A 13,760-nucleotide genomic window follows, 5' to 3' on the forward strand; every position below is an offset into this window, starting at 1 on the left:
GACCGTTGACCCACCCGGGTGAGGGGGCCGCCGAGGCCCTGTCCCGGGGCTCCCCCGACCAGTACGTTCCGGACGAAGTGGATCATCAGCGGAAGGCCCCCACCTCATGACCCCTCGCACGACCCCGCGCCCGACCGACGGCATCGACGACCTCGACGACCTCGAGTCCTACGACGACCTCCCCGAGCGCCTCATCGGCTACCCGGCCGTCTTCCACGCCCTCGGCATCGGTTCCTGCGCCGTCCGTACGGTCCTGGACTTCGGCTGCGGGCCGGGCAAGGTCGCCACCCGCGTCGTCGAGGCCTCCGACGCGCGCGTGGTGGCCGTCGACATCGCGCCCCGCGCGCTGGAGATCGCCCGGGAGCGGCGCCCGCACCCGCGGATCGACTACCGGCCGACGGACGACGGCGGTCTCGGCTTCCTCGCCGAGGGTTCCGTCGACGCCGCCATGGCCTGCTTCGTCTTCACCACCACCGGGGAGATCGAGGCCCTGCACGACATCGCGGCCGAGACGCACCGGGTCCTGCGCCCCGGCGGCCGGTTCGCCGTCCTGGACGCCAATCCGCGCACCACGGGCATCCGCTTCTCCACGTTCCGCAGCGGCGAGCCCGGCCGCGTCTACACCAAGGGCGAGCGGCGGCGGTCGCGTCTGGAGCGGCCCGGCGGCGCGGCTCCGCTGGAGCGGGTCGACCACCACTGGCCGTGCCAGACGTACCTCGACGTGCTCGGCAAGGCCGGGTTCACCGACCTGGACGTCCACGAGCCCGTGCTCACCCACACGTCGGCGCTGCTCGGAAGCGATCCCGCGGAGGCCGGCCATCCGCCGTTCCTCGTGGTCTCGGGGGTCAAGCGGTGAACGGCGGAAGCCGTACCAGGAAATCTGAGATCGCGAAGTGAGAATTCGACACCAAGCCCCGTGAGAATTTCTCACCCGCACATGCCGGGAGAATTAACTCACCCCGAGGGACCACATCCCCCGTGCTACTGTCGATAGCAGTTGCAGTTGTGGTTCCCAAAGCATGAGCATGGCCGGATATTTTCCGGCTGGTCGGTTTTTCCGGTCGGGGCGATCATCGCGGCGACACGGAGTCCGCACGGTGTGGATTCCGAGCATTGCCCCGAAGGAGAAATTGACATGGCATCTGGCACCGTGAAGTGGTTCAACGCGGAAAAGGGCTTCGGCTTCATCGCGCAGGACGGTGGCGGCCCCGACGTGTTCGCCCACTACTCGAACATCGCCTCGCAGGGCTTCCGTGAGCTTCAGGAAGGCCAGAAGGTGACCTTCGACATCGCGCAGGGCCAGAAGGGCCCGACGGCCGAGAACATCGTCTCCGCCTGACACCTCGCGCTGTACGAGCCGGGACCCGCACCTTGGGGTGCGGGTCCCGGCTCGTCGCGTTTCCGGCACGTCTCCCCTCATTCCCCCTCCCCCTGAGAGGCATCATGCGCGTCGTCATCGCCCGTTTCCCCTTCGACCTGACGAAGGCAGGCGTGCTGGAATCGATGAGTGGCGTCAAGCCCGAACCGGCCATCGGCGATTTCGTGACCATCGGCCGCCGCCGCTATCCCGCGAAGCAGGTGGGTGAGGTCGTCACGCGCCAGGACCGCCGCGATTTCAGCGCCGGCGAGGTCGTCCGCGCCATGACCCGCCTCGGCTTCACCTGCGGGACCGCCTCCGCCCTGCCCGGGGACGCGCCCACCGAGGCCGTCTGACCACCGGATGACCGCGTGACCGTCGCCCCGCACCGGGAATCCGGTGCGGGGCGACGTGGTGACCGACGCGCTCTCAGCGGTCGGAGTAGCTGAAGTCCCCCACCGTCCAGGCGCTGACGTCCGCGATCGCGACGCGGTACATCCCGCCGGTCTCCGGCATGCCCACCGTGCCCTGGAGGATCCGGGCGAGGTGGAAGTGGAGGTGGGTGGGGGGTTCGTCCCTCGGTGCGACGGGGCTGAAGACGCCGGAGAACTCACCCAGCCGGGGCGAGTCCGTCAGAACCTCCGACACACGCTGTCTCCAGAGGGCTTCCGGAGCCAGTCGCCCGGTGAGGACCACACCCCCCGCGACCACGGTCAGCGACATCTGATTGCTCCGCCCGGACTCCACCGTGGCGGCAATGTCAACGAGCAGCTCGTCAGGCTTCGACATGAGAGCCGATTCTAGGCGCCGCACCCGCTGGTGGTTGAATTTCCTCCAGGGCCCCAAGAAGAGGTGCAGATGACAGCGGACAGTCCGCTCGGCGACCGACTCGACGACGACGACTACCCGGCGTACACGATGGGGCGGGCCGCCGAGATGCTCGGCACCACCCCCGGGTTCCTCCGCGCCATCGGCGAGGCCCGCCTCATCACCCCGCTGCGGTCCGAGGGCGGCCACCGGCGCTACTCCCGCTACCAGCTGCGGATCGCGGCGCGCGCCCGTGAGCTCGTCGACCAGGGCACCCCGGTCGAGGCCGCCTGCCGCATCGTCATCCTGGAGGACCAGCTGGAGGAGGCCCAGCGCATCAACGCCGAGTACCGCCGCGCGGCGGAGGAGGCGGTGGCGGGCCGGGACACCGCCGGCGGCACGGAGAAGGCCGCCCCGTCCGACGAGCCCCGCAAGGACCCGGGCGCCCGGTAACGCGGCGCCGTCCCGCGAGGCCTTCTGGCGCGGCGCGGCGCCGTCCCGCGAGGCCTTCTGGCGCGGCGCGGTGTCGTCCCGCGAGGCCTTCTAGCGCGGCGCGGTGTCGTCCGCCGGGAAGGCGGGGCCGTGGCCGGGGACGATGACGTCGGCGGCGGCGAGGACGCGCAGGCGCGAGTCGCGCAGGACCGTGTGGTCGGGGGCCACCGGGTCCTCGACGGGGCCGTTCGGCCGCCACCAGAGGTCGCCCACGAAGGCGACGACGCCGTCTCCGGTGCCCGCGAGGAGGGTGATGTCCTCGGCGCTGTGGCCGGGGGTGCGGATCAGCCGCAGGGACGGGGCGAGTTCGTGGCCCTCGGCGTCGCGGTCGGTCCACTGGTCGTTCTCGTAGATCGCCTTGTGGTCGTGGACGCGGGCCCGGCCGAAGAGGCCGACGTTCATGGTGTTGTCGGGGTGGTGGTGGCTCAGCACGACGTCGGTGATGTCGTCGGGGCCGAGCCCGAGCGCGGCGAGCGGGCCGAGGATCCGGTCGCGGCCGGCGACCATGCCGGGGTCGACGATCACGTGCCGGTCGCCGTCGTGGACGTACGAGACGGTGGCGGCGACCCCGGGCCCGGTGGAGAGGGTGTAGCCGGTGGTCAGGATCGTGTAGGTGGCGGTGCGCGCGGCGGGGGCGTCGCTCTCGGCGGTCTTCTGCGTCGTCGTCATGCCCCAAGTCTTCTGCGGGGCGCGGTCCTTCACGAGTGGCCGTGCTGCCACTGATCGCGGGAATCGTGCCACACTCGCCCCGTGCCCTTCCCGACCGTCGCCGCCTACGCCCCGCACGGGGTCGGCATGCTCGGTGCCGGGATCGTCTCCGAGGTCTTCGACGCGCGCGGGCCGGGGCTGCCCGCCTTCGACTTCGCGCTCTGCACCGACCGTCCGGGCCGGGTCCGTACGGACGTCGGGCTGCCGCTGGTGGTCGACCACGGTCTGGACCGGCTGGCCGGTGCCGATCTGGTGATCGCCCTGCCGTGGGCCGGGTTCCGTACGCCTCCGGCGCCCGCCGTGCTCGACGCTCTGCACGCCGCGCACGCGCGCGGGGCACTGGTCGCGGCCCACTGCGTCGGGGCCTTCGCGCTCGCCGCGGCCGGGCTGCTCGACGGGCGGCGGGCCACCACCCACTGGCGGTTCGCCGGGCTTCTCGCCGAGCGGCACCCGGAGGTCGTCGTCGCACCCGACGCCCTCTACGTCGACGAGGGGACGGTCGTCACGGGTGCGGGCGCCGCCGCCGGCTTCGACCTCTGTCTGCATCTGCTGCGGCGGGAGTACGGGGCGACCACGGCCAACGCCATCGCCCGGGACCTGGTGCTTCCGTCCCACCGCGACGGCGGCCAGGCCCAGTACCTCGCGGCGCCCGTGCCCGAGGACAGCCGGGACGAGCGGCTCGCCGACGTCCTGGCCTGGGCCCGGGAGAACCTCCACGAGCCGCTGCCCGTCGCCGAGCTGGCCCGCAGGGCCCTGATGAGCCGGCGTTCCTTCGCCCGCCGGTTCGCGGCCTCGACCGGCACCACCCCGCACGCCTGGCTGCTCGGTCTGCGGCTCAGCCGGGCGGAGGAGCTCCTGGAGACGACAGGGCTCCCGGTCGAGGAGATCGCCCGCGCGGTCGGCTTCGGCAGCGCGGCGGTGCTCCGCGCCCAGTTCGTCCGCCGCCGGGGCGTGCCCCCGCGCGCGTACCGCCGCTCCTTCAGCCGCACTCCCTGACCGGCGGCGCTCCGGCGCGGTCAGAGGGCGAGGAGGAGGGTGGCGAGCGCGGAACGACGGGCCCCGGGGCCGCCCCGCGCCGGACGTCGCCGCGGTGATCACCCGTACGGCCGACCCTGGTTGCAGGGCCCCCTGGGCCGTTCGAGGCTGAGCCGATCGTCCGACCCGCGGGAGGCCCCCTTGAGCAGCATCGACACACCGGCCGACGTCCCCACACCCCGGGCGGCGACACGGCCGGCGCCCACCACCCTCACGTGGGTGACCCTCGCCCTGATGACCACCGCGTCGGTGGCGAGCCTGCGGGCCGCGCCGACGATGGCCGTCTACGGCCTGGCCTGCGTGTTCCTCTACCTCGTCCCGGCGATCGTCTTCCTGCTCCCGACCGCCCTCGTCTCCGCGGAGCTCGCCTCCGGCTGGAACGGCGGCGTGTACCGATGGGTCTCGGAGGGTCTCTCGAAACCGCTCGGATTCCTCGCCGTGTGGTGCCAGTTCGCGATGACGATCTTCTACTACCCGAGCCTGCTCGGGTTCGTCGCGTCCACCATCGCCTTCATCATCGACCCGGCCCTCGCCTCCAGCGGTCCGTACACCGCGATCGTCATCGTGGTCCTCTACTGGACGGGCGTCTGGATCTCCTCGCGGGGCACCAAGGCACTGGCCGGACTGGCCAGTTGGGGCCTGATCATCGGCACTCTGATCCCCGGCACCCTGCTGGTGGTCCTCGGCATGGTCTTCCTCGGCCAGGGCAACCCCTCGGCCGCCCCGATGACCGCGTCCAACCTGCTCCCGCAGTGGACGGGACTCGCCAGCCTCGTGCTGATCGTCAACAACTTCCTGTCGTACTCCGGCATGGAGATGAACGCCGTGCACGTCTCCTCGCTCAAGGACCCGCCGAAGGAGTACCCGAAGTCGATGTTCCTGGCGATGGGCCTGGTGCTGCTGATCTTCATCCTGCCGGCGCTCGCCATCAGCTGGGTCGTGCCCGCCGACCAGCTCAGCCTCACCGCGGGCGTGATGCAGGCGTTCGACGCCTTCTTCGAGTACTTCCACATCGGCTGGCTCACCCCGATCGCCGCCGTCGCCCTGGTCTCCGCCTCGCTCGGCGGCATGCTCACCTGGCTCGCCGGCCCGTCCAAGGGCCTCCTGGAGATCTCCCGGCAGGAGGGCTACCTGCCGCCGTTCCTGCAGAAGCTGAACAAGAACGGCATCCAGCAGAACATCCTGGTCACCCAGGGCATCGTCACCACGATCATCGCCCTGGGATACGCGCTGATCCCCAACGTCTCCAGCGCCTACTGGATCTTCTCGGTCATCACCACGCAGGTGTACCTGATCGTCTACCTGCTGATGTTCACCGCGGCGATGCGGCTGCGGAAGACCCAGCCCGACCACCCCCGCGGCTACCGCGCACCCGCGCTGGGCGTCCTGTGCGTCACCGGCCTGCTCGCCTCCCTCGCGGCGCTCTGCATCGGCTTCGTCCCGAGCTCCCAGTTCGGCAGCGGCAGCGTCTGGGCGTACATCGGCATCATCGGCGGCGGCCTGGTCATCCTGGGCTTCCTGATCCCCTGGGCGTTCCTGAGGTTCCGCAAGCCGAGCTGGCGCACGGCCGACGCCGACGTCCCGAGCGAGGGAGACCCGGCATGAGTCCCACCCGCTTCGCCTCCGAGCACAGGTGGATCTACTGGGGCGCGATCGTCATCCTCGTCGGCCTCGTCGTCACCGGCCTCCTCAAGTACTCGGCCGTGAGGACGAGCCGGCAGACCGAGTCCAAGGCCCACCAGCTCCAGGAGGCGCTGGTGAAGGCCGGATACCCGTCCCCCGACACCGACACAGTCGAGCGGCTGCTCGGCACCGACGGCGGGCAGGTCTGCGAGCAGCCGGGCAACGCCCTGAAGACGGCGCTGTGGAAGATCCAGCAGTCCAACGGCGCCACCGGCCCGGGCATGCGGCCCGTCATCTCCGACACCAAGGCCGTCGAGGCCGAGCGGATCGTCCTCCAGGTCTACTGCCCGGACAAGCTGGACGACTTCGACGACGAGGTGGAAGACCTCAAGACCGACGACACCGTCCGCCGGTGACGTGCGGGGCGTGACCACTACGTCCCCCGACCCCGACGCCCTCCACGGCCTCCTCCGTGAACTCACCCGGTTCATGCCGGCGTTCAGCGGGGAGGGCGCCGAGGGCGTCGCCCGGGTCGTCCGGGGCATCGCGCGGACGTACGGCGGGCGGGCCGAGACCGTGGTCGTCGCGGACGGCGCCGTGCTCTCCGTGACCGCCGGGGCCGCACCCTCACCTCGACCGTGACCGCCTTCCCCGACGTCGCCCGGCTCGACCGGGCGTTCGCCCTCAAGGAGTTCGTCGAGGGCGTACGGGACACCCGGCCGCCCCTGCACGAGGCGGCGGCCGGTCTGCGGCGCTGGGCCAGGGGCGTCGGCATCGTGCTGGGCGGCTTCTTCACCCTCACCGTCGGGTCGCTGGGGCTGCGGGCGCTCACCTCCCTGGCGGGCGGTCACGTCCTGCACGGCTTCCACGACCTCATGGACTTCGTCACGATCGTCACGACGATCGCGGTCGGGCTGCTCGCGGGCGCGGCGCTCCTACCGGCCCGCGGGGAGAAGGAGTTCCCGGCCTGAGCCGGGAGGCCGGGAGTCCCCGGGCGGGTCCTGGCCGTCCTGCGCCGTCCAACTCGGGAGAAGCGGGACCCGACGCCGGGGCGCGTGGGCCCCGGACGTCCCGTAGAGCCCCTAGACGGTCTTCCCGGGCGGGGCGGCGGAGCTGTCCCCGGTGGGTTCCGCGGCGGGTTCCTCGGCCAGGAAGGCCACCACCGCGAGGACGAAGAGCAGGAGCAGGGCGACGCCCACGACGACCCAGGCGGTGGGGTAGGGCCAGAAGACGACGGCGGCGGCCGCCCCGGCGACGAGGATCCAGGTGATCCAGGTGCGGTAGCGGGCGACGAAGGGGCCCACCGGGCCGAGGTTCATGCCCGCGTGGTCGGCGGTGGCGCGCGTGGCCGTGATGCCGGAGCGCCAGAGACCACGGACGAGGACGGCCGGGCGGCTGGGGCCGGACAGCCAGGCGGCCAGCGCGAGCAGGATGCCGAGGGTCGCGTACACCCGGACCGAGGTGCGCAGGAAGCGGATCAGGGTGTCGTAGACGGAGCCCGCGGCGGCCGGGGAGACGTCGGCGGGGAGGGCGTTCAGGTAGACCGTGCGGAAGACGGTGAGGGCGACGCCGAGGACGATCGCCGCGAAGGCGACGCCGAGGGCCGCGGCGATCAGGGTGCGGCGCCGGCGGACGGCGAGCAGCACACCGCCGACGACGAGCAGGACGGCGATCACCGGCAGCCACACGCCCATCAGCTGGAGCAGCGAGAAGCCGGTCTTCACCTTGCCGATGTCGTCGGACTTGACCACCGTGAAGTCGGTGTGGATCTCGGGGATCTTGGCCGCGACGTCGAGCCCGGAGTCGACGAGCCGCTGCTTCACCCGGTCGATCACGGGCGCGAGGTCGATCGTGACCGTGTCCGTCTCGATCTTCACGGCCCCTTCGTCGCTGCCGGTCAGGGCACGGTCGAGGGAGGTGTGGATCGCGCGGTTCGCGTCGGTCCAGATCGTCTCGAAGGCCGATGAGGCGACGACGTCCTGCGCCCGTTCGTGGACGAAGCTCTTGACCGCGCTCTCCAGGGAGCCGCCGAGCTTGCCGAGGGCCTTCGCGGCCAGGGGCCGCTGGTCGGGGGCGACGCCCTCCAGGAGGGAGGGCAGGTCGATGTGCTCCATGACGGCGTTCGTCACCCGGGTGGCGACGGCTGCCTGGATGTCCGGGTCGTCGGCGAGGGGGGCGACGGTCTGCACGTACCGGTCGGTGTCGCCGACGATGCTCGAGGTCCAGGAGGCGACGATGCCGAGCGGGACGAGGACGCAGCCGATGACGATGAGCAGGGCGGCGAAGAAGGAGCGGACGCGGTGGTGGGGCGGCCGGGCGACGGCCTTGTCCGCTTCCAGGGCGGCCACCCTGGCCCGGAGCACCGAGAGTTCGTCACCGCTGTCACCGGCAGCTTCGCTCATGGCACGCACTCCTCATCACGGGGCAAGTCAGGGCAATTCTCCGAAAGAGGGACGGTTCTGTCGCCCTGGGCGGGGCGTGCGGGTGTACGCGATCATGCGGTCATGAAGCTGCGCTGCGCCGTACTCGACGACTACCAGGGCGTCTCCCTCGCCTCCGCCGACTGGAGCCCGCTCGCGGACCGCGTGGACGTCCGCGTGCTGCGCGAGCACATCACCGACCGGGAGCAGCTCGTCGCCGCCGTCGAGGACTGCGAGGTCCTCGTGGTGATGCGGGAGCGGACCCCGGTCGACGCGGAGCTCCTGGCCCGCCTGCCCCGGCTCCGGCTCCTGATCACCTCCGGCCTGCGCAACGCCTCGATCGACGTCGCCGCGGCCCGCGCGCGGGGCGTCACGGTCTGCGGCACCGCCAGCAGCCCCGCACCGCCCACCGAACTGACCTGGGCGCTCCTCCTGGGCCTGGCCCGGCACGTACCCGCCGAGGCGGGGGCGGTACGCGAGGGCGGGCCGTGGCAGTCGACGGTCGGCGCCGACCTGGCGGGCCGGACGCTCGGCCTCGTCGGCCTCGGCAAGATCGGCGGCCGGGTGGCCCGGATCGGCCTCGCCTTCGGCATGGACGTGACCGCCTGGAGCCCGCACCTGACGGAGGAGCGGGCCGCCGAGCACGGCGTGCGGCTCGCGAAGGACAAGCGGGACCTGCTCGCGGGCAGCGACTTCGTGTCGCTGCACCTGGTGCTCTCCGCGCGCACCCGGGGCCTGATCGGGGAGCACGAGCTGCGGGCGATGCGGCCGTCCGCGTACCTCGTCAACACGTCCCGGGCGGGCCTCGTCGACGGCGCCGCGCTGCTGCGGGCGCTGCGCGAGGGGTGGATCAGGGGGGCGGGCCTGGACGTGTACGACACGGAGCCGCTGCCCGCCGACGACCCCCTGAGGACGCTCCCGAACGTCCTGGCCCTTCCCCACCTCGGCTACGTGACGGAGGGCAACTACGCGCGCTACTTCGGCGAGGCGGTCGAGGACATCGAGGCGTTCCTCGCGGGGGCGCCGGTCCGCGAGCTCGGCTGAGCGGGGGCGCCGGTCCGCGAGCTCGGCTGAGCGGGGGCTCCGGTCCGCGAGCTCGGCTGAGCGGGGGCTCCGGTCCGCGAGCTCGGCTGAGCGGGGGCGCCGGGCTCGTCGGCAGGCGCCCCCTACCCCAGGCTCGTACGCGCCAGGTCCAGGAACTCCGCCTCCGTCAGGCCCAGTTCGCGGGCCTCTTCCGCCGCCTCCCGCAGGCGGGAGATCAGGCGGGCGCGGTCCGGGGCCGTGGCGCCCGGGACGATCAGGGCGCCCCGGCCGCGCCGGAGTTCGATGAGGCCCTCCTCGCGGAGCCGCTGGTAGCCGCGGAGGACGGTGTGGACGTTGACGCCGAGGGAGTCGGCGAGTTCCCGCGCGGCCGGGAGCCGTTCGCCGGGGGCGGCGGAGCCGTCGGCGAGGGCCCCGCGGACGCAGGCGGCGATCTGGTCGCCGAGGGGGACGGCGGAGGCGGGGTCGACACGGAAGAGCACGGTCAGACCTTCCCATGCCGCTCGGCGAGGGTGTTGAGGAGCGCCGCGCCGGTCCGCGCGTCGGGCACGGTGACGGCGAACTCGCGCCCGCCGGCCCGCCGTACGACGAGGGCCTCGCCGGACCGCAGCACCACGCCCGTCCGGTGGGCCCGGACGCGGTAGCCCCAGCCGCCGAAGTCGGCGACGGCGGAGACGTCCCGGACGTCGGCGCCCGCGACCTCGTCGAGCGGCACCCGGATCCGGGGCCGGGAGCCGAGGGCGGGGCGGACGGTGAGGCCGCGCCGGTCGACGGTGACCCGGATCCGGGCCAGGGCGAGGCCGGGCACGCCGATGACGAGGCCGAGGAGGCCGAGCAGGGCGCCCGGCCAGGGCGCGAGGAGCAGGACGGCCGGGGTGGCCGCGAGGGCGAGCCCCGCGAGCGCGGTGAGCGGCCGGGAGCCGGTGGCGCGGGTCCAGCCGGCGACCTCGCTCGCCCCGAGCGGCAGGCGCGGGCCGTCCGCGGCGACGGGCGCGGCGTCCTCCGGCGGGACGAGCCGGGTCAGGGCCCGGCCGACGGCGGCGAAGAGGCCGCCGGCGGCGGCCGCGACGGTGAGGTTCACGAGCGGCGAGGAGACCCCGGCCGCGTCGACGGCGTCCAGGTTGTCCCGTACGAGGAGGACGAGGAGCGCGCCGGTGAAGCCGGCGGTCGCCCAGGCTCCCCACAGGGCGGTGCGGCGGACGAGGAGCGTCCAGCCCGCGCCGAGGCCGAGGAGCAGGGCCGTACTGATCACGGTGAACGCGGCGCGGCTCGTGAAGCCGTCGGCTCGGCCCCCGCCGCCGAAGTGGGTGGCGAGGGGGTCGGGGAGCCGGTCGTGGAGGAAGGCGAGCACCACCAGGTGGGCGGCGAGCGCGAGGACGAAGGGCAGCGCGGCGAGCGCGCGGAGACGGGGCGTGGCACGGTTCATGGAAAACCTCCCTTGTTCGCACTCTACTAGAACAATGCGGATTGAGGGAGGTCGGTCTCCGAGATGCGACGCGCCCGCGAACCCGGGCCGGCCGCTCGAGCCGGCCCTCGGGAACGTCGACGCGGCGGCGGCCGTGAAGGCCGCCGCCGCGAAGCGGTGGGGACGTCAGGCCAGCGCGGCCCGCAGCGCCTCGGCGAACTCCGCCGGGGCGCCCTGCTGCCCGAACTCACCGCCGAGGAAGCCGCCGTGGTGGCTCGGGAAGACGGCGAGGGGGGTGCCGATCCCCTCGGCGACGGCGACCGCCGCGCGCGCGGCGAACGTGCCCTCGGACTCCTTGCCCGCGGCGACGACGATCCGCGTCGGCGCGCCACGCAGCGCGGTGAAGTCGGGGAGGTAGGAGGTGCAGCCGCGCATGTTCTGCCCGAGCAGCGGGTCGCCGCGCGAGCCGTCGTCCTCGGTGGGCAGGCCGAACGCGGCCGGGTCCGGGGCGGGTTCCCCGGCCCAGTCCGCCGGGAACTCGCCCTGCCGGCTCGTCAGCGCGAGGAACTTGGCCATCGCGGGGCCCCAGCCGTCCCGCAGATAGGTCGCGTGGACGTCCGCGCAGACCCCGAGGGCGGCCTCCCGGTCCGGGACGACCTGGGCCGTCGGCGGCTCGTGGGCGACGAGGGTGTGCACCAGGTCGCCGCGGCGGGCCACCAGCGCGAGGGCGTTGACCGCGCCGCCGCTGCTCGCGAAGACGTCCACGGGCCCGGCGCCGAGCGCCTCGATCAGCCGGGCCAGGTCGTCCGCGTGCTCCTCGGGGAGCGTCTCGGCGGCGCCGTCGGTGCGCTCGCTGCGGGCCACGCCGCGCGGGTCGTACGTGACGACGGTCCGGTCGGCGAAGTGGGAGGCGAGCGTGGTGAAGCCGCTCGCGTCCATGGGGGAGCCGATCAGCAGCAGGGGGCGTCCGCCGGTCCCGGTGCCGGGGCGCACGTCGTAGCGGAGGGTCGCCCCGGCGGTGTCCAGGGTGCGGGTGTCGGTCTCGGCCATGGTGTTCTCCTCGGTGGTGGGCCTGTCAGGGGGTGGACCCCCGGGCCCGCCGTAACTCATCGGTGTTCACCGGAAACACGTCCCGCCGACCCAACGAGACGGAACGTCTTGCCAAGGGGTCGACCCTGGCGTACCTTCGACGCAACGAGACGAGACGTCTCGTCCAACTCAGTCCTTGTCCCCGAGGTCAGGAGGTCGCCCTTGTTCCGTGCCCTACTCGTCGACGTCACCAAGCGCCACGACGACCGGCACGTGCGCCACCGCACCGTGCTCGACCGGGTCTCCCTCACCGTCCGCCCCGGCGAACGCCTCGGCGTCGTCGGCGACAACGGCTCCGGGAAGTCCACCCTCCTCCGGCTCCTCGCCGGCCTGGAGACCCCCGACAACGGCACCGTGACCGTGGAAGCCCCCGGCGGCCTCGGCCACCTCGCCCAGACCCTCGACCTCCCCCCGGACGCGACCGTCGGCGACGCCGTCGACCACGCGCTCGCCGAACTGCGGCACCTGGAGCGGGCGATCCGTACGGCCGAGGCCGGGCTCGCCGCCACCGGCGACCTCGACGGATACGCCCGGCTGCTCACCGCCTACGAGGCCAGGGGCGGCGCCGGGGCCGACCGGCGCGTCGAGACCGTCCTCCGGAAGCTCGGCGAGCCCGGCCCCCTCGACCGCGCCCGACCGCTCGGGACGCTCTCCGGCGGACAGCGCTCCCGGCTCGCCCTGGCCGCCGTCCTCGCCGCCGAGCCCGAACTGCTGCTGCTCGACGAGCCGACCAACGACCTCGACGACGAGGCCGTGTCCTGGCTGGAGGAACGGCTGCGCGCCCACCGGGGCACGGTCGTGGCCGTCTCCCACGACCGGGTCTTCCTCGACCGGGTCGCGACCGCCGTCCTGGAGGTCGACGAGGACCGCCACACCGTGCGGCGGTACGGCGACGGCTACGCCGGCTACCTCACCGGACGCGCCGCCGAACGGGCCCGCAGGCAGCGGGAGCACGAGGAGTGGAGGGCCGAACTCGCCCGCCACCGGGCCCTCGCCGACACGACACCGACCGTTTCTCCGCGATCCCCCGCAAGGCCCCCGCCGCGTTCAGCGGAGCGGGCGCCTTCCGCGCCCGGTCACGGGCGCACGGCGCGATGAGCCGCATCCGCTCGGCCCGCGAGAAGCTCGACCGGCTCACCGCCCACCCCGTGCCCGCGCCGCCCGAACCGCTCCGGTTCCGTACGGAGATCACGGGAGAAGGCGCGCCCGTCGATCTCGCCGGGATACGCGTCGACGGCCGGCTCCGCCTCGACGCGCTCCGCCTCGACCCGGGCGAGCGCCTCCTGGTCACCGGGCCCAACGGCGCGGGAAAGACCACTCTCCTCCGGGTCCTGGCGGGCGAACTCGCCCCGGACGCGGGCACGGTGACCGTGCCCGCCCGGGTCGGGCTGCTCCGCCAGGACACGGCCCCACCCCTCGACCCCCGTACGGTGGGCGAGGCCTTCGGAGAGGGCCGCGAGGACGAACTGCTCGCCCTCGGGCTCTTCGCGGCCCGGGATCTGACGACCCCGGTCCGACTGCTGTCGACGGGACAGCGCCGCACACTGGAACTGGCCCGTCTGGTGACCTCCCCCGCCGACCTGCTCCTCCTCGACGAGCCGACCAACCACCTGGCCCCCGGCCTCGTGGAGGAGCTGGAGGCCGCGCTCGCGGAGTACCGGGGCACGCTGGTCGTGGTCAGCCACGACCGGCGGCTGCGGGAGGGATTCCGGGGCCGCGTCCTCGCACTGGCCCCGGCCCTGGTGCGGACCTAGGCCTCGCGAGGACCCGGCCCCGTGCGGGG

General features: G+C 73.5%; 16 protein-coding genes and 1 pseudogene. 11 read left to right on the top strand and 6 right to left on the bottom strand.

Going from position 1 to position 13,760, the window contains the following annotated elements:
* The first annotated feature begins 106 nt into the window (after window positions 1-106).
* From ACN9MM_RS18865 to ACN9MM_RS18875, 3 genes are all read left to right on the top strand, one after another.
* Window positions 107-856 carry a class I SAM-dependent methyltransferase gene (locus ACN9MM_RS18865; protein WP_426364720.1) on the top strand — a complete coding sequence of 250 codons (750 nt, stop codon included), beginning with the start codon at window positions 107-109 and terminating at the stop codon, window positions 854-856.
* 279 nt (window positions 857-1,135) lie between these two features.
* Window positions 1,136-1,339 carry a cold-shock protein gene (locus tag ACN9MM_RS18870; RefSeq protein ID WP_189803101.1) on the top strand — a complete coding sequence of 68 codons (204 nt, stop codon included), beginning with the start codon at window positions 1,136-1,138 and terminating at the stop codon, window positions 1,337-1,339.
* 104 nt (window positions 1,340-1,443) lie between these two features.
* Complete coding sequence (locus ACN9MM_RS18875; protein ID WP_426364721.1) at window positions 1,444-1,713, top strand: SCO5918 family protein; 270 nt, start codon at window positions 1,444-1,446, stop codon at window positions 1,711-1,713.
* 73 nt (window positions 1,714-1,786) lie between these two features.
* On the opposite strand, the gene ACN9MM_RS18880 is transcribed toward ACN9MM_RS18875, so the two are convergent.
* A complete protein-coding gene (locus tag ACN9MM_RS18880) occupies window positions 1,787-2,146 on the bottom strand; it encodes a hypothetical protein (protein ID WP_426364722.1) in 360 nt (119 codons plus the stop codon).
* Window positions 2,147-2,215: 69 nt separating this feature from the next.
* On the opposite strand from ACN9MM_RS18880, the gene ACN9MM_RS18885 reads away from it, so the two are divergent.
* Window positions 2,216-2,617, top strand: coding sequence for a MerR family transcriptional regulator (locus tag ACN9MM_RS18885; RefSeq protein WP_426364723.1), 402 nt, complete (start codon window positions 2,216-2,218; stop codon window positions 2,615-2,617).
* 90 nt (window positions 2,618-2,707) lie between these two features.
* Here the strand turns inward: ACN9MM_RS18885 and ACN9MM_RS18890 are convergent, their stop codons facing one another.
* On the bottom strand, window positions 2,708-3,325 hold the full coding sequence (locus tag ACN9MM_RS18890; RefSeq protein ID WP_426364724.1) for an MBL fold metallo-hydrolase: 618 nt from the start codon (window positions 3,323-3,325) through the stop codon (window positions 2,708-2,710).
* Between the two features lie 126 nt (window positions 3,326-3,451).
* Here ACN9MM_RS18890 and ACN9MM_RS18895 point away from each other — a divergent pair, with 126 nt between their 5' ends.
* From ACN9MM_RS18895 to ACN9MM_RS18915, 5 genes are all read left to right on the top strand, one after another.
* Complete coding sequence (locus tag ACN9MM_RS18895; RefSeq protein WP_426368772.1) at window positions 3,452-4,360, top strand: helix-turn-helix domain-containing protein; 909 nt, start codon at window positions 3,452-3,454, stop codon at window positions 4,358-4,360.
* 180 nt (window positions 4,361-4,540) lie between these two features.
* Entirely contained in the window at window positions 4,541-6,004 is a 1,464-nt protein-coding gene (locus tag ACN9MM_RS18900) for an APC family permease (RefSeq protein WP_426364725.1), read from the top strand.
* Entirely contained in the window at window positions 6,001-6,438 is a 438-nt protein-coding gene (locus ACN9MM_RS18905) for a hypothetical protein (RefSeq protein WP_426364726.1), read from the top strand. The genes ACN9MM_RS18900 and ACN9MM_RS18905 overlap by 4 nt, the downstream gene beginning before the upstream one ends.
* Window positions 6,439-6,448: 10 nt before the next feature.
* Window positions 6,449-6,664: a hypothetical protein gene (locus tag ACN9MM_RS18910; RefSeq protein ID WP_426364727.1), complete on the top strand. Its 216-nt coding sequence runs from the start codon at window positions 6,449-6,451 to the stop codon at window positions 6,662-6,664.
* The gene (locus ACN9MM_RS18915) at window positions 6,661-6,993 is read left to right on the top strand and encodes a hypothetical protein (RefSeq protein WP_426364728.1); all 333 of its coding nucleotides are present in this window, start codon (window positions 6,661-6,663) and stop codon (window positions 6,991-6,993) included. Before ACN9MM_RS18910 ends, ACN9MM_RS18915 begins: the two co-directional genes overlap by 4 nt.
* Before the next feature lie 111 nt (window positions 6,994-7,104).
* On the opposite strand, the gene ACN9MM_RS18920 is transcribed toward ACN9MM_RS18915, so the two are convergent.
* A complete protein-coding gene (locus tag ACN9MM_RS18920) occupies window positions 7,105-8,424 on the bottom strand; it encodes a hypothetical protein (protein WP_426364729.1) in 1,320 nt (439 codons plus the stop codon).
* 102 nt (window positions 8,425-8,526) lie between these two features.
* Between ACN9MM_RS18920 and ACN9MM_RS18925 the strand changes: the two genes are divergently transcribed.
* Entirely contained in the window at window positions 8,527-9,486 is a 960-nt protein-coding gene (locus ACN9MM_RS18925; RefSeq protein WP_426364730.1) for a D-2-hydroxyacid dehydrogenase family protein, read from the top strand.
* Between the two features lie 122 nt (window positions 9,487-9,608).
* Here the strand turns inward: ACN9MM_RS18925 and ACN9MM_RS18930 are convergent, their stop codons facing one another.
* The 3 genes from ACN9MM_RS18930 to ACN9MM_RS18940 all read right to left on the bottom strand — a co-directional run bounded on the left by ACN9MM_RS18930 (window position 9,609) and on the right by ACN9MM_RS18940 (window position 11,938).
* Window positions 9,609-9,965 (bottom strand): GntR family transcriptional regulator, encoded by a 357-nt coding sequence (locus ACN9MM_RS18930; protein WP_426364731.1) that lies wholly within the window; start codon window positions 9,963-9,965, stop codon window positions 9,609-9,611.
* A gap of 2 nt (window positions 9,966-9,967) precedes the next feature.
* A complete protein-coding gene (locus ACN9MM_RS18935; RefSeq protein WP_426364732.1) occupies window positions 9,968-10,909 on the bottom strand; it encodes a DUF1648 domain-containing protein in 942 nt (313 codons plus the stop codon).
* A 165-nt stretch (window positions 10,910-11,074) separates the two neighbouring features.
* Window positions 11,075-11,938, bottom strand: coding sequence for an alpha/beta fold hydrolase (locus ACN9MM_RS18940; protein WP_426364733.1), 864 nt, complete (start codon window positions 11,936-11,938; stop codon window positions 11,075-11,077).
* A 201-nt stretch (window positions 11,939-12,139) separates the two neighbouring features.
* Here ACN9MM_RS18940 and abc-f point away from each other — a divergent pair.
* A pseudogene (gene abc-f / locus ACN9MM_RS18945) lies at window positions 12,140-13,731 on the top strand (ribosomal protection-like ABC-F family protein).
* Window positions 13,732-13,760: the final 29 nt, after the last annotated feature.

Origin of the sequence: Streptomyces sp. E-08 (genome assembly GCF_049913095.1) — a bacterium.
GTDB lineage: Bacteria > Actinomycetota > Actinomycetes > Streptomycetales > Streptomycetaceae > Streptomyces.

Coding starts and splice junctions, on each gene's coding strand:
- ACN9MM_RS18865 (WP_426364720.1), top strand. CDS start 107: ATGACCCCTCGCACGACCCCGCGCCCGACCGACGGCATCGACGACCTC.
- ACN9MM_RS18870 (WP_189803101.1), top strand. CDS start 1,136: ATGGCATCTGGCACCGTGAAGTGGTTCAACGCGGAAAAGGGCTTCGGC.
- ACN9MM_RS18875 (WP_426364721.1), top strand. CDS start 1,444: ATGCGCGTCGTCATCGCCCGTTTCCCCTTCGACCTGACGAAGGCAGGC.
- ACN9MM_RS18880 (WP_426364722.1), bottom strand. CDS start 2,146: ATGTCGAAGCCTGACGAGCTGCTCGTTGACATTGCCGCCACGGTGGAG.
- ACN9MM_RS18885 (WP_426364723.1), top strand. CDS start 2,216: ATGACAGCGGACAGTCCGCTCGGCGACCGACTCGACGACGACGACTAC.
- ACN9MM_RS18890 (WP_426364724.1), bottom strand. CDS start 3,325: ATGACGACGACGCAGAAGACCGCCGAGAGCGACGCCCCCGCCGCGCGC.
- ACN9MM_RS18895 (WP_426368772.1), top strand. CDS start 3,452: ATGCTCGGTGCCGGGATCGTCTCCGAGGTCTTCGACGCGCGCGGGCCG.
- ACN9MM_RS18905 (WP_426364726.1), top strand. CDS start 6,001: ATGAGTCCCACCCGCTTCGCCTCCGAGCACAGGTGGATCTACTGGGGC.
- ACN9MM_RS18920 (WP_426364729.1), bottom strand. CDS start 8,424: ATGAGCGAAGCTGCCGGTGACAGCGGTGACGAACTCTCGGTGCTCCGG.
- ACN9MM_RS18925 (WP_426364730.1), top strand. CDS start 8,527: ATGAAGCTGCGCTGCGCCGTACTCGACGACTACCAGGGCGTCTCCCTC.
- ACN9MM_RS18935 (WP_426364732.1), bottom strand. CDS start 10,909: ATGAACCGTGCCACGCCCCGTCTCCGCGCGCTCGCCGCGCTGCCCTTC.
- ACN9MM_RS18940 (WP_426364733.1), bottom strand. CDS start 11,938: ATGGCCGAGACCGACACCCGCACCCTGGACACCGCCGGGGCGACCCTC.